Source organism: Labrys sp. ALF-8, from assembly GCF_059699065.1.
Genome location: NZ_AP048538.1, coordinates 1,438,747 through 1,452,671 on the forward strand (window position 1 = coordinate 1,438,747; position 13,925 = coordinate 1,452,671).

Annotated in this window: 19 protein-coding genes; 18 read left to right on the forward strand and 1 reads right to left on the reverse strand. The window is 59.5% G+C overall.

Annotation, left to right across the window (positions count from 1 at the left end; genetic code table 11):
- The first annotated feature begins 2 nt into the window (after nucleotides 1–2).
- From AC6H34_RS26730 to AC6H34_RS26815, 18 genes are all read left to right on the forward strand, one after another.
- The gene (locus tag AC6H34_RS26730) at nucleotides 3–1,283 is read left to right on the forward strand and encodes a hypothetical protein (protein ID WP_497540823.1); all 1,281 of its coding nucleotides are present in this window, start codon (nucleotides 3–5) and stop codon (nucleotides 1,281–1,283) included.
- Nucleotides 1,283–2,149 carry a phage BR0599 family protein gene (locus AC6H34_RS26735; RefSeq protein WP_497540824.1) on the forward strand — a complete coding sequence of 289 codons (867 nt, stop codon included), beginning with the start codon at nucleotides 1,283–1,285 and terminating at the stop codon, nucleotides 2,147–2,149. Before AC6H34_RS26730 ends, AC6H34_RS26735 begins: the two co-directional genes overlap by 1 nt.
- Before the next feature lie 9 nt (nucleotides 2,150–2,158).
- Entirely contained in the window at nucleotides 2,159–2,383 is a 225-nt protein-coding gene (locus AC6H34_RS26740) for a hypothetical protein (RefSeq protein ID WP_497540825.1), read from the forward strand.
- Nucleotides 2,383–2,616, forward strand: coding sequence for a hypothetical protein (locus AC6H34_RS26745; RefSeq protein WP_497540826.1), 234 nt, complete (start codon nucleotides 2,383–2,385; stop codon nucleotides 2,614–2,616). The genes AC6H34_RS26740 and AC6H34_RS26745 overlap by 1 nt, the downstream gene beginning before the upstream one ends.
- Nucleotides 2,609–4,984 carry a phage tail protein gene (locus AC6H34_RS26750; protein WP_497540827.1) on the forward strand — a complete coding sequence of 792 codons (2,376 nt, stop codon included), beginning with the start codon at nucleotides 2,609–2,611 and terminating at the stop codon, nucleotides 4,982–4,984. Before AC6H34_RS26745 ends, AC6H34_RS26750 begins: the two co-directional genes overlap by 8 nt.
- Before the next feature lie 65 nt (nucleotides 4,985–5,049).
- On the forward strand, nucleotides 5,050–5,712 hold the full coding sequence (locus tag AC6H34_RS26755) for a DUF2793 domain-containing protein (protein ID WP_497540828.1): 663 nt from the start codon (nucleotides 5,050–5,052) through the stop codon (nucleotides 5,710–5,712).
- Between the two features lie 8 nt (nucleotides 5,713–5,720).
- Nucleotides 5,721–6,155, forward strand: a complete 435-nt coding sequence (locus tag AC6H34_RS26760; RefSeq protein WP_497540829.1) for a hypothetical protein — start codon at nucleotides 5,721–5,723, stop codon at nucleotides 6,153–6,155.
- Complete coding sequence (locus AC6H34_RS26765) at nucleotides 6,155–7,732, forward strand: collagen-like domain-containing protein (RefSeq protein WP_497540830.1); 1,578 nt, start codon at nucleotides 6,155–6,157, stop codon at nucleotides 7,730–7,732. Before AC6H34_RS26760 ends, AC6H34_RS26765 begins: the two co-directional genes overlap by 1 nt.
- A gap of 161 nt (nucleotides 7,733–7,893) precedes the next feature.
- Complete coding sequence (locus tag AC6H34_RS26770) at nucleotides 7,894–8,400, forward strand: hypothetical protein (RefSeq protein WP_497540831.1); 507 nt, start codon at nucleotides 7,894–7,896, stop codon at nucleotides 8,398–8,400.
- Between the two features lie 8 nt (nucleotides 8,401–8,408).
- Nucleotides 8,409–8,942: a hypothetical protein gene (locus AC6H34_RS26775; protein ID WP_497540832.1), complete on the forward strand. Its 534-nt coding sequence runs from the start codon at nucleotides 8,409–8,411 to the stop codon at nucleotides 8,940–8,942.
- 9 nt (nucleotides 8,943–8,951) lie between these two features.
- Nucleotides 8,952–9,515 (forward strand): hypothetical protein, encoded by a 564-nt coding sequence (locus AC6H34_RS26780; protein WP_497540833.1) that lies wholly within the window; start codon nucleotides 8,952–8,954, stop codon nucleotides 9,513–9,515.
- A 50-nt stretch (nucleotides 9,516–9,565) separates the two neighbouring features.
- Entirely contained in the window at nucleotides 9,566–9,805 is a 240-nt protein-coding gene (locus AC6H34_RS26785) for a DUF7940 domain-containing protein (protein WP_497540834.1), read from the forward strand.
- Nucleotides 9,777–10,370: a lysozyme gene (locus tag AC6H34_RS26790; RefSeq protein ID WP_497540835.1), complete on the forward strand. Its 594-nt coding sequence runs from the start codon at nucleotides 9,777–9,779 to the stop codon at nucleotides 10,368–10,370. The genes AC6H34_RS26785 and AC6H34_RS26790 overlap by 29 nt, the downstream gene beginning before the upstream one ends.
- A 1-nt stretch (nucleotide 10,371) precedes the next feature.
- Nucleotides 10,372–10,725: a hypothetical protein gene (locus AC6H34_RS26795; RefSeq protein ID WP_497540836.1), complete on the forward strand. Its 354-nt coding sequence runs from the start codon at nucleotides 10,372–10,374 to the stop codon at nucleotides 10,723–10,725.
- Nucleotides 10,726–10,945: 220 nt separating this feature from the next.
- Entirely contained in the window at nucleotides 10,946–11,713 is a 768-nt protein-coding gene (locus tag AC6H34_RS26800) for a phage tail tube protein (protein ID WP_497540837.1), read from the forward strand.
- A gap of 80 nt (nucleotides 11,714–11,793) precedes the next feature.
- Nucleotides 11,794–12,111, forward strand: coding sequence for a hypothetical protein (locus AC6H34_RS26805; protein WP_497540838.1), 318 nt, complete (start codon nucleotides 11,794–11,796; stop codon nucleotides 12,109–12,111).
- Nucleotides 12,108–12,341: a hypothetical protein gene (locus AC6H34_RS26810; protein ID WP_497540839.1), complete on the forward strand. Its 234-nt coding sequence runs from the start codon at nucleotides 12,108–12,110 to the stop codon at nucleotides 12,339–12,341. Before AC6H34_RS26805 ends, AC6H34_RS26810 begins: the two co-directional genes overlap by 4 nt.
- Before the next feature lies 1 nt (nucleotide 12,342).
- Nucleotides 12,343–12,834, forward strand: a complete 492-nt coding sequence (locus AC6H34_RS26815) for a hypothetical protein (RefSeq protein WP_497540840.1) — start codon at nucleotides 12,343–12,345, stop codon at nucleotides 12,832–12,834.
- A 634-nt stretch (nucleotides 12,835–13,468) separates the two neighbouring features.
- Here AC6H34_RS26815 and AC6H34_RS26820 read toward each other — a convergent pair.
- Nucleotides 13,469–13,915 (reverse strand): DUF4406 domain-containing protein, encoded by a 447-nt coding sequence (locus tag AC6H34_RS26820; protein WP_497540841.1) that lies wholly within the window; start codon nucleotides 13,913–13,915, stop codon nucleotides 13,469–13,471.
- Between the last annotated feature and the right edge of the window lie 10 nt (nucleotides 13,916–13,925).

The window sequence follows — 13,925 nt, forward strand, 5'->3', positions numbered from 1 at the left end:
TCATGAGCCTGCCGAGCGACGTCAAATATATCGAGATCCTGCCGAACTGGTCGTCGACGTATACAGTCGCATACGAGTTCAAAACGGATATCCTGACGTCGCGCTCCGGACTCGAGCAGCGACGCGCCGCGCGCATGTCGCCTCGCAAGACGCTTTCCTACACCAGCAATCCGTACGGCGACACCCTGCGCGCCCTCAAGACCAAGATCGCCTACAACCAAGGTCTGCGGTTTGCCATTCCGGAACTGACCGACTTCGTCAACATCACCTCGAATGTTCCAAATTTCGGCGACACTTTCACGGTCGATTCAGTACCGGGGTGGCTGGTTACGGGCGCATTCGTCGGCTTGAAGATCGGCAACAACAGCCGCGCCGCCGAAGTGGTCTCGGTCTCAGGCAACACCGTGCATGTTCTCGTCGGCCTCGATAATGGCGGTACCAACGGCCGGCTGTTTCCGCTCCGGCTCGGGAGACTGTCAACCACCTTGGCGTCTAAGCGTACGACCGACGACGTGAGCGAGTATGCCATAGATTTCGCCGTGGACCCCGCCACTGAAATCTATGGTGACGCCGGCCTGGACTACAGCATCAGGGGTGGACCGCTCTCACACCTCGGCCTCGAGGTACTGACGCTACGCCCGAATTGGGCGTCGGCGATCGAGATCGGCAACGAGGTGAAGGTTGACCTGCTCGACTTCGACTTCGGTCGGATCAAAACCTTCATGCCGAACCAGTTCCCTGTGAAGACCATGAAGGCGACGTATCTCGCTCGGACCCGGTCCGATGCGGAAGACGTCCGGCGCTTCTTCTTCCGGGCAAAGGGGCAACGCGGAGCGTTCTTTCAACCTTCATGGGAGAACGACCTCACCCTGAGTGAACCGTTCGCCACCGGCGCGACCTCGATCAAGGTGAAGACCACGGACGTGTCGACGCTGAATGGCGTCCCTGGCTTCGGCAATCTTTGTTTCATCACGCGCACCGGTACGATCGTGCCGGTGCAGATCGATAGCATGGTGCCGGTCGTTCTGGACCAGGCCACGCAGATCAATTTTACCCTACCTCTGCCGGCCGGCTTGCTCGCTGCCGACGTTGATATGGTTTGCTGGCTTCCGCGGTGCCGGTTTGCCACCGACATCCTCTCGATCGCCTGGCAGAGCGAGGAGGTGGCGACCTTCGACCTGACGACCCGTTCGTTGGATGACGACGCCTTCGATGATCCTGACCAGCTTTACATCAACGGCTCGCCGGTCGTGATCGCAACAAATCCCGTGGAGATTGCCTGATGAGCTTCGATCGTTACGAAGAGAGTCGTCGTAACGGCTCACCGATTCAGTTGTTTCGTTTCCAGATTGGGCCGAAGGCGACCGACTTTTTCTATTACACCAATGCAGAACAGGACATTGTGATCCCCGGTCCTTTCGGCACCAATGTAATCTACAAGTCCGTGCCGATTAAAAGCGACAAGATCATCATCAGCGGAACCATGGACAAGAGTTCGCTGAAGATTTTCATGGGTCAGGATCTCGAAATCCCGGCGCTGTTTCGGGCCTTCCCGCCGAGCTACGTGATCAACCTCGTGATCTTTCAAGGTCACTCTGAAGACAGGGACAAGCAGTTCCTCGCATCCTGGACCGGACGCGTCCTCAATTGTGCGGAGGACGAAAACGACATCCTGGCGACCCTGAGTTGCGACCCGATCAGCCTGTCAATGCAGCGGCCCGGGTTGCAGGGGAACTACCAGTACGGGTGCCGAGTCCATCTCTACGGTTCGACCTGCAAGGCCGCGAAGATTGCGCGCCCAGGCACGGTTGCCGCGGTTCCCGGTGGCAATCTGATGACCGTCACCCCCTCCCCCGCATTTGATCTGCCTGACAGCGCTTTTCAAAAGGGCATGGTGGAGTGGACGGACAGGAAGGATCGTTTCCAGACCCGAAGCATCTACGGCATCACCAGAAGTGGCGGCTCGGTGACGCTGAAGCTCTCCGGGTTGATCGATGCCGACACCGTCGGACTGAGCGTTTCGGTCTTCCCAGGCTGCAAGCATGATGTCGCGGATTGCAAGAACATCCACAACAACATCAATAATTACCGTGGATGCTTGTGGATTCCGAAAACAAATCCTATCAATAACGTGACCATATTCACGTAAGGTAATTCGATGAATTTTCTCATCAGCCTTCTGATTGGCCTTGCGCTTCAGGTGATCAGTTACGCGATCATGCCGAAGGCGAAGAAGCAACGGCCTACTGCCGCCACCGACCTGGAAAATCCCACAGTCGAGGCAGGCCGACCTATCCCTGTCGTATTCGGCACTCTGACCGTCCAGGGGCCGAACATCCTTTGGTACGGCGACAAGCGCGTCGTCACGAGGTTCGTGAACTGATGGCAGACTTCAAGGACGAAGACATCGACGGTCTGATCATCACCATGCGGGACATCCGCAATGCGGGTCATTGCCCGGCCGGGGTGAAGATGTGGTTCGAGCGACGCGGCTTCGATGTCCGGAAAGCCTTCAAGGAAGGTGTCTCGGCTCGCGTACTGCTCGAAACCGGTGATGCCCATGCCGTCCAGGTCATCGAACACACCCTAAAGCTGCGGAGCGAAACCAATGGGTAAGAGCGGCAAGGGTCAAGCTCAAACGCAGGTTGCCGATTACTACCTCTCGATCCACTACGCGATCTGCCGCGGGCCGGTGGATTCCATCAACGCCATATGGATTTCGGAAAAGAAGGTTGCCGTCTTCTCCAAGATGTCGACCAACATGTCGCAGAACGTTTCGATGCCCGGCCTGTTTGGCGGCGACAAGGAGGGTGGCGGCGTCGTCGGCGTGGTCGAAGGTTACCTTGGTACCGACACGCAACTGTTGACGCAGAATGCCGCCGTCCGACTGGCAAACACCAAACCCGCGACTGATATTGGCGACTTCTCCCCCGTCGGCGATCCGAACGAACTCCCGGGCTTCCGGGGCATCTGCGCCCTCTTCTTCCGTGGCGTCGACTCGGCGAGCGCCGTTGCCAACTCCTTCGGCAAGGCGTTTGGCGAGATAATCGGCGTCGGCGGCACGGTCAAAGGAAACAAGACCTTCAATGGGTGGAAGTGGGGGTCGAACAATCCGAATGTCCCGTCGGTCTGGACCAACGTCACCCGCAAGCCGCGCGGCCTCGATTCCAACTCCATGATCGGGGAGAACGCCAATCCGGCCCACATCATCTATGAGTGCCTGACCAACGTCGATTGGGGCATGGGGGCGAGTCCTTATATCCTCGACGTCGACTCCTTCCTCCTGTCCGCCCAGACGTTGCGCGACGAGGAGTTCGGCATATCGCTGCAGTGGACGGCGTCGGCGACGATCGAGGATTTTGTCGGCGAGATCCTCGACCATATTTCCGGATCGATCGGTCTAGATCCGCGTACCGGGCTTTTCTATCTGAGGCTGCTGCGCAAGGACTACGACGAGGACAACCTTCGCACTATCTCGCCAGACAACGCGACCATGACGGACTTCCAACGCAAAAGTTGGGGTGAAACCGTCAATGAGATCGTGGTGACTTACACCGATCCCGAGACCGAGCAGGATGCGACGGTCACCGCGCACGCCGACTTCAATATCCAGATCCAAGGCGCGATCGTCTCGGACTCGAGGAATTACTACGGCGTTCGCGATGCCGATCTGGCGTCCAGGCTCGCCGAGCGCGACGTTCAGAACGCGGCCACGCCGCTCTTCGGAGCGACGATCACTGTGGATCACAGCTTCTGGGCAACCAAGGCGGGCGACGTCTTTCGGTTCCACTGGCCCTCGAAAGGCATCGAGACGGCCTACGTGCGCGTGGCCTCCGTGGAATACGGCGTCCCGGGTACGCCCGGCATTGTCCTGTCCGTCACCGAGGACATCTTTGGTTTCGCCGATGCGGTGTACACGGCCCCGCCGACGCAGTGGACCGACCCCAGCAGCGAGGCAGAGCCCCTGCCCTATAGCAGGCTGGACACCGCGCCTTACTATTTGCTGGCGACCGGCATGGGCGACAACCTCGCCCAGGCGATCGAGTATCCCGAGTGCCGAGCTCTAATCCTTGGCGGCTCGCACGAGTCGGACGTCAAGACGATCGATGTCGCCGCACTCCAGACCGACATCGTAGGCAACATGCGTTTCATCAGCGTGTGCTCGGTCGACAAGCAAGGCTACGGCGTGCTGTCGTCGTCGCTGCCGGTGGAGTACCAGTCGAACATCTATCCCGTCAGTTCCTATAGCGGCCGCAATCCTGAGGTCGGGTTCACGGTGCTGATTGAAAACCCGGATGATCCGACGGTTTTCGAGATGTGCGCCGTCGAGGAATTGTCGGAGTCATCTTTCATCCTGCGTCGCGGCGTGTTGGATACCATCCCGCTCGCTTGGGGCGCCGGTGCCCGCATTTGGGTCATGGACCCTCGCTCGACCGTGAATGACGGCACAGCCCGCTCCGATGGCGAAACGGTCAACTACAAGCTCCTGCCGAAGACCTCGATCGATCAGCTCGAGATTGAGAACGCGCCGGTGCAGACCGTCACCCTCAGCGATCGTATCTACCTTCCCTACCGGCCGGCGAACGTGAAGCTCAACGGCAAGGATGAAACGCTGACCGTGCTGGCGTCTGCGGCCGACGGCCTTGACCTCACCTGGAGCCGGCGCAACCGCCTTCAGGAAACCTCGACGGTATTGCGCTGGACCGACGGCGACGTGCTTCCGGAGGACGGCCAGACGACGCGCATTCAGTTGGTCGCGGAGGACATGGAGACCATCATCCAGGACTACAGCGGGATCACCGGAACGTCGTTCCATATCCCGATGGCCGATTTCGGAATCGTCCTGGTGGACACTGCCTTCTACGTCAAAATCTTCTCGGAGCGTGATGGTTTCCAGTCACTTTCAACTGTCGTGAGGCGAATCCTCATACAGTTGAGCCCTTCCGGCTGGGGCATCCGCTACGGCATCGATTACGGAACCTGAGGATGTGGCTTCACTGCCATGTCTATGCTACATAGCTTACGTTACGGAATCCACGGAGATCACCGATGAGCGCAGACCCGAGGGTCTTACCGGGTTTGGGACTGCAAGCCTACGCCGACCGGGGCGCCGGCGAGTGGGACGTGTGGATGAACGTAAACCTCCTGTTGGCTTCGGCTATTTCTCAACTGACAGTTGATGATATAGGAGCGCTACCTGCCTCGCCGACCGACGGTGTGATCTATATTGTCAGTGGCGGCGTCAACGATACCAAGATCGCCATTCGCGATAACGGCGCCTGGTACATGGTCACGCCGAAGACCGGCTGGACCGCCAAAATCAAGTCGCAGCAGAACCGGGCTCTCACCTTTGACGGTGCGAAGTGGGCGATTCCGAACGGCGATTACACGGAAAGCTATGTCGATCACGGCACGATCCTGACCGGGACCGTGACGCTCGATCGCGGTCGCGGATCGGCCAAGAAACTCACCGTGGGCGGCGCGCTCACGATCGCCTTTACCGGCTGGCCGGCTGCAGGAGTAGTCGGGGACATGTTCCTCGAGCTCGTCAATGGTGGAACCGGCACGATCAATTGGCCCGCCATTCAGTGGTGCAAGGCCGACGGTACGTTCCAGTCGACACCCGTTCGCTCGCCGCGCGCGCTCGGCACTGACTTCATGATCTTTTGGACCCACGACGGCGGCGCTACCGTCTTCGGCAAGTACACCTGAGGACAGCAATGAGGGTCACCCGCTACGTCAGACTCAAGGGCAACACCGTTGCCGAGGTGCGCGATAGCTTGCCCACCGAATTCGGCAACATGACCGGCTTCCATCTGCTTTCGCAGGAGGACCACGAGAGGCACGGCTGGCATGAAGTGACCTCCATTGTTCCGGATGCCGACCCGGCCACCCAGGTCATCGGTGACATCACGGCGGCGTACCATCCGAAGCGGGGTTTCAGCCTGGCGCGCAACGTTCGTCCAATGACGGATGAAGAGCAGGAAAAATCCGATGCGGCCTTCAATGCCATCCAAAAGCAGGCTCGTGCCGAGGCGATGGTTGCCGAGGCCGACCCGCTCTTCATGAAGTTTCAGCGCGGCGAGGCCAAGCGATCCGATTGGATCGACAAGATTGCCGACATCCGCGCTCGCTTCCCCTACCGAGGTGAGTGATGGAAGTCAGCACGAAAACCCCGAAGGCGGTCATAAACGGCAATGAACTCATGCCGGTCTATGATCCGACGGGCGCGACCGAGGACGACAAGTTCGCAGTCATCCGTGCGGATTCCTTCATGCCGCGCGAGGGGTACACGGCGTCGTTCACGTTCGAATATGACCCGAATGCCACATCAGGCGATCCGGGCAGCGGCAAGTTCCGGCTCGACAATATCGACGCGGAATCCGCCACCTTCCTGCTGATCTCAACCACCGATTCCAAAGGCAACGACGTTGCGCCTTGGCTTGCCGTCATTGCGACGTCTACGACCAGCAACAAGGGTTTTCTGCATCTCGTCGACACGACCGACGTCACCACATGGATCATGTGCCGGTACGGTGTGCCAATCGGCGCCGGATCCTATCGCACCATTCCGCTTGAGGTGATCGGCGTCAGCGGCGTTCCCGGTGCCGACACGATCATGTCTCTCAACGTATACCCGATGGGTGACAAGGGAGACAGCGGCGACCCGGGGCCGGCCGGTGCAACGGGCGCGACCGGCGCGACCGGCGCGCAAGGTCCACAGGGTAATACTGGCGCACAGGGGCCCAAGGGCGACAAAGGCGATACGGGATCGCAGGGGCCAAAGGGCGACAAAGGCGATACGGGATCGACGGGCGCAACAGGTGCAACCGGTGCTACGGGTCCAAAGGGTGACAAGGGTGACCGCGGCGAAGCGTTCACCGTCGATGCGACCGGTTTGCTTGCTGACCGCTCAACTTACGATGGCGCGGCGGCTGGCTTTTCATTCTTAGCGACGGATGTAGGTAACCTGTACATCCGTCAGGGTGTATCCGGTTGGTCCGCTGGTATCCCGTTCGGCAAGGGTGACAAAGGCGATACCGGCGACATCGGCCCGGCCGGGCCGACCGGTCCTAAGGGTGATCAGGGGGACGAAGGGCCCCAAGGTGACCAGGGCATCCAGGGCCCGAAGGGTGATATAGGTGACCAAGGCCCTCAGGGTCTGAAGGGTGACCAAGGCATCCAGGGCCCGAAAGGCGACACGGGCTCGACCGGCGCGACGGGCGCCACTGGCCCGAAGGGCGACAAGGGTGACACGGGCTCAACCGGGCCGGCCGGCACGACCGACTACAATGCGCTGGACAACAAACCGACGCTTGGCAGTGCCGCTTCGAAGAACATCGGCACGGCGGCCGAACTTGCAGCCGGCACTGTTGACAAAGTCATAACCGCCGACAAAGCGCGAGCGGCGGCGGCCGTCGTCAACTTGGTATCCGGTTCAACCATCACGCCGGATTTCGCCGCTGGCTGGAATTTCGAGCTAGCGTCTCTGTCAACCAACGCCACATTGGCGAACCCATCCAACGCTCCGTTTGTCGGAGAAACGGGTTTTTTCCGGATCAAGCAAGACGCCACGGGCGGGCGCACCCTTGCCTACGGTTCCTATTACAAGTGGGACGGCCAGACTGCCGAGGCTATTGCCAGCGCTGCGAACGCAATCACGATCATCGACTGGCGCTGCACGGCAACGAACGAAATTCAGCTTTCGATTAGCGCAAGTGGGCTGGGCTGATGCTCCCAGGCTTGATCGCACGCGTCCGCAAACGGAAATCGCTTCCGAGCTACAGCCTCCTCGGCTCAGCTAGCAGTTCGGCGGGTGCGTCGGCATATAGCTTCAGCGCCACTGTGCCGGCCTCGACCGAAACGCAGTACCTCATTGTCGCAGTAGGCGGTATGTCGGCAGCGACCCGCACGATTTCGTCGGTGGTTTGGAACGCCATATCGGGCGTTCAGAAAGTGCGTCTCGAAGCCAATTCCTTCGCTACGGCGGCGTTCTACGTCATCACCGTGCCTCCGCTTGGCAGCAATACCACTGCCAATGTTACAGTGACCTTCAGTGCCGCAATGGTTCGCGCAAGCTGTACGGTTTGGTCAGCCAAAAAGCTGAAGAGCTTGACTCCCGTCGCGACGGCCAGCACCGGCACGAGCCCCCTGAATCTATCCATGAGCGGCGTGTCGGCCGGCGCCCTGATGTTCGGATATGCGCTTGGCTATCAAACCGGCGCCTATTCATGGTCGTGGACCGGTCTCACGGAGGACGTAGATGCGGTGATTGGCTCGACGCAGGCCCGTCATAGCGGCGCGAGTCTGCAATCGGCAAGCGGTGGCAGCGTCTCGATCACTGCAACACCGAGTACCAGCGTCAGCCCGTATTCAGGCGTCGCTATGGCATTGAGATAGGAAACCCCATGCTTTTCCGAATTGACACCATGCAACCCTGGCTCGGTGAGCGCCTCCCTGATGACGACGGCGTGCTTTATCCCGAAAACATCGAACAACTGTGGACGGCCGCCGATTTGAACGAAGTCGGGCTCGCTGTGGTCGAGCCGTTCGTTGCACCGGAAGGATTCCACCGGGTTGGCGAGCCGAGTTATCTGTTTGAGAACGGCGTAATCAAGACCGTCTATGACGTCGAGATCGATGTTCCCAATGTGCCCGAGACACTCTCTCGCTGGCAATTCTTCACCATCGCAGCCAAGCAAGGGATAATTTCCCAGGTCGATGCCTTGGCGGCAGTTCGAACCGGCACCCTCCCCCAACCTTTCGTCGATTTCATCGCGACGTTGCCGGTCGACGATCGTTTCGAAGCTGAGATGCTGTTGAGCAGCGTGACGGAGTTCCACCGCCATCACCGGTTCGTAGAGGCCTTCCTGACTGCCCAGAACATGAGTGCTGAACAGGCCGATGCAATCTGGATTGCCGGTGCGACGCTCGGAATCTGAAGGCTTCCCATGAGCAGGATCGTCCATCATTTCATGAAGGCCATCCAACCTGTCGAGCCCGGCTCGATCGAGTTGTGGACCAACGGTACCCACAATGTGGTGCTGCCTTCCACTTTCAATAAGTTGCGCATCCGCATGACGGGTGGAGGTGGTGGAGGTAATCGCACCGACGGCGTCATTGGCGGCGCGGGTGGTGCCTATGGCACGGCCGGCACAGAGTCCAGGATCGATGCACTAGGCATGAAGGCGACGGGCGGACAAGGTAAATCGGGCAACACCGACGGCGGCGCTGGTGGCGTTGGGACCGGAGGTGATGTCAATGGGACCGGGACCGTCGGCTGGCTTCCAGCCACACCGACGCGTGGCGTACCTGTACCGTCGCTCGGCACCTCAGGGTACGGGTCTGAAAAGGGCGGCGGCGGTGCCGGTTACGTCGAGAAGACTTTCGACATTGGTGATCCGCAAGTTCTTCCCAACGCAACACTCGTTGTCATCCTCGGTAAGGCTGGTCAGAACTCGATCACGCCTCAAGGTTTCGGTGTCGACGGCGGCTGCGTCATCGACTGGTGGTAAAAATCAACTGACAGTGGTATATACACGTAAAATCAACTGATGGCGGCTCTATGAAACTCGTCGACAACTGGCATGTGATCCTGCGCAGGGCATGGAGCGTCCGGCTCATGCTCGTGGCCGCGATCTTATCGGGCTTCGAAGCCGCCTGGCCGCTCATCGGCGGCGTCCTCCCAATTTCCCAACCCCTCTTTTCGGCAGTGACCGGCCTGACCGTCGCTGCTGCGTTTTTCGCCCGCCTCGTGGCCCAGAAAGGTGTCTCCAATGCCGACCCAAAAGATCCAGTCGAGTAAGCGGGCCAAGACCGCTGTCGCCGCCGTGATGTCGATCTCGACGGCGATCGGAGGCGTCTGGTACGTCACCAAGTCAGGTGAGCCGGCAATGCCATCCTCGGTCGTGCTCGCTGCCACCACGTTGATCAAGCCGTGGGAGGGGCGCGAGCTCCGCGCCTATTACGACCGGATCGCACGGCCGCCAGTGTGGACGATTTGCGACGGCGATACCAAGAACGTGTCACCCGGCATGGTCGAGACGCCCGCAGGCTGCGATCGCCGTCTTCAGGGTCGCCTCGCCAACGAATTCTACCCGGGCCTCAAGCGCTGCATCCCGGGCTTCGAAACCAAGCCGGTTGCGTGGCAGGCAATGATGGTTTCGCTGTCGTGGAACATCGGCGTCGGTAACGCGTGCAAGTCGACGGCCGCGCGTCTCGGCCAGGCAGGCCAGTATGTCGCCAGTTGCAACGCCGCGACCGCCTTCAACAAGGCAGGCGGCAGGATGATCATCGGCTTGGTCAATCGACGCGAGATGGGTGACACCTCGCGCATCGGCGAGGCCGAGCTTTGCGTTTCCGGTATCTGACATGGGTGCCGCTCTTGCATTCCTGTCGACTCGACTCGGTCAGGCCGTGGTGCTTGTCGGCTTGGCTATCGCAGCCTGTGCCGGGAGCTACGTCTACGGCCGGCGTGACCAAGCGGCCATCGACAATGTCGCAGCGCTGAAGGCCGAGATCGCCGCGACCAAGGCGGACCTGAACATCGCGAACGCTCTCGCCGCCATTGCCGATGACGAAAAGCGCGACATCGAGCAGACCGCCGCCGCCAACCAGGACAAGATTGATGACTACGAGAAGGCTTTGGCCGAGCGGCCGGATACTCGCTGCACTCTCAATAGCGATGACGTGCGTCGCCTGCGCTCACTCCTCCCCTCCGATTGAACGTCATTTGCCCGTGGCGCCTGACCTCATGAGCCCGGTGTCTGCGCCGACGATACATGAGGGTCAGGATGCCCGGCTCGTGGCCGCAGGGGCGCTGCGAGCACTGTCATCGGCCAACGGTAGGCTGAAAGCGTCCCGCCGTTGGTACGACCAGGTCCGCGAATGCTACGCCAAGCCGGACGACAAGGCTTGCACAATCGAGAAGAAGTGAGGGTGCAATATGCCTGTCGAGCACACAGAACTCATCCTTGGCCAAGGTGACGTCTTCTTCGGACGCTTCGCCCCGGGAACAATGGATTCCGAGGGTGAAGCGTATGTCGGGAACACCTTGCAGTTCCAGAAGACGCGCGACATCACGACCGTTGCCAGCTACGATTCAATCGGCGGGCAGAAAGTAGCGGTCGAAGCTCCGATCGTGAACGAAACCCACACCGTCAAGTTCAGCACCGACAACATCACGACTGAAAATCTCGCCCGTTGGTACGGAGGCGATCCGATCGAGATCTTGCAGTCGGCTGCGAGTGCCGCAAGTGAAACACTGATTGTCCGCCGCGGACTCTATTACCAGCTTGGAATGTCGTCGGCCGCACCCACCGGTCTGCGAGCGCTGTCGGATATCGCAGCATACAAGTCCGGCACGCCGATCGACCTGACGACGAACTTCGAGATCGACGAAGTCTCCGGCCGTATATATGTCCTGGACAACGCGCCGGACCTAACGATGGCGACCGCACTCGTCCTCACCTACAACGTCGGCGAACAGAGCTATCGCCGCATCATTTCCTCGAAGGTCGAGTTGCACGGCTCGCTGCGGTTCGTCGCGCAGAACCGCCACGGACGCAACCGCAATCTCTTCATGCCTTACGTGCACCTCAAGGTCGAAGGTGCCTACGACATGAAGCTCGACGAGTGGCAGACACTCACCTTCACAGCCGAGGGTCGGCGCAGGGATTCCCGCACCGAGTACGTCTACATCGACGAAGCCTGACGGGCGAAAACGATTGCGGCCTGGGAGTATGAGAGGTATACCTCTCATCCGTTGATTATTCATCTATTGATTGATGGCGGATGCTCGCAGACCCGGGAACACTGAAGACTGCGGGCGAGTACCTGGTGGCCCAGGGACTTCTCGGCATAGCTGTAATGCTGATGTCGGCCATCATAGTCTATTTGTGGCGTGACGCAAAGCAAACCCGCAAGGCGTTTGATGAACAAATGGCACAAGAACGTGCCCGCCATGCAACCGAACTCGCCGCCGAGCGTTCTCTCAACAAGGAATTACACGACGCGCGCGTCTCGGAACTGAAACTTGCCATAAATGCCGTTTCGGAACTCGTAAAGAGCTATGACGCGGTAATGTCTCTCCTGAAAGAGAGGACGGCATGATGAGCTTCATCTGGTCCCTGTTCCATCGGAACACAGAGTCACACGACGAACAGGAAAGTGACCCGACCGGTGCCGAGGCTCGCGATTTTCTGGATCCTGTCGCCCTGAAGCACGAGCGCATCTTACAGAAGAAGTTGGATAACGTGCTCGTCAAAGCCGCTCGCCGCCAGATGGAACTACGACACACCCTCGCCGAAAACACACTCAAGCGCGTTCAAGGGGGAATCTGACGTGTCAAGGTTTCGCAGCAGTTCAGCCTTCTGGTTCATGTTCGTCGGCTTCCTGGCGTTCTGGCCCCTTTTCTTCGGGCTCGGCTACGATGCCATGACCGAGCTTTCCTCGAGTCTTGTGCTCGGCTCAGCCGTCGCGATTGCGATCACCTGGGCGACGGCCGCCCTCGGATCGTTCAAGGGCGGCATGAAGGATGGCGAGGATCTGCTGTCTCTCGGGTTGTTCTTCCTTGCAGCATCCATCGCCGTCCAGCGTGTTTGGATCATCGCCTTCCGATGGGCCGGTCGACCGGACTGGATGCTATACAGCCCGGTCAGTGCTTTCACGGCGTGGTCAATCTTCAGCGCCTGTGCCCTCGTGCTCCTGGCGCCAGGGACAATTTCGGGGTCCGTGCCGGGTCGAAACTGGATCTATGTGGTGTGCGCAATCGCCACAGGCTCTCTCATCGCCGGCATCACGATTGGCTTCTACCTCGCGACCAGCACCCTTTGATGCCACGGTCGCTTCAGCCAGCTTCGTGAAGAAACCGATTTCAACGGGGCCGAAGTCTCCTCGGCCGATGATCGCCTGGACGACCCACCCCAGCAGGATCGGGTTGCCCTCAGAGCGGATGAGATCGAGCAGCGCGCTCGCATAACCTCGACCCGTGGATGTGTCGTGGCCCCAACGACCTGTCGTATGGGGAGACCACAGATCTAGTCCGGCTCGGCATGTAGCCTGGACAAACGGCATGGTGTTTAAAACGTGGTGTGAAATGGACAAGATGGTTCTCGTGACGTAGCGATAAGGTTAATTCACGAGATCATTTAGAACTGTGGCCCAAATTTTGTCACATTTACATTTTGTTAATTCATTGAATCAATGCGAAGTGTTGCAAATTCGACACATTTTCTGAAAAGTTATCCCCGTTATTATTTTAGACCAAATTTTCTTCTTGCTCGGTCTAGCGCCGTTTCGCTGGCGCACTCCTTGCAAAGGTGCCTCCAACCATCGTCGGTCGGAGTGATCTTCCAACCGGCGAGCTTGGACTCGCGTACCAGGTCATCGAACTGACTTTTGGGGACGTAGTCGGTTGAAGCCGGGCAAGCGTCGCAGGTGAAAGCGATCTCATCGAACATGCGATCAATCATCGTGACGCCTTCGTGACACGAGGGGTTTTGGATTCGGCGGCTGGGCATATGGTGAGGAGGTCGACAGGTTCGCCAGGGTAAAATGCAAGGATGTCCAGCCGGCAGTTGCGAGCGAGCGCGAGCTCGGCGCTGACCCCAAGGGATGCATGCCAGCCGGGCAGTAGCACGATCGAGCAGGCTCGAGTGCAGATGAAGTCGCTATAGGCTGCGAATGCTTCACGGACAGGGAAAAGTTCCGGAAGGCCCGGCCACCCATATTCCGACGGATTGTAGACCGTGTGCCCTTCCCGGCGCAGCGAAGCGGCAGCGTACCGGAACGCAGGGAAGTTGTGCTCCGGATACCCGGTCATCGGACCGCTGAGGTAGATGCTGCGGATCCTGCCGTTGGTGGCAACTCGGAGCGGACGGAGACTGTTGACGTCATCGAGCACTGTGGTTGTCATTGGGGTGCCT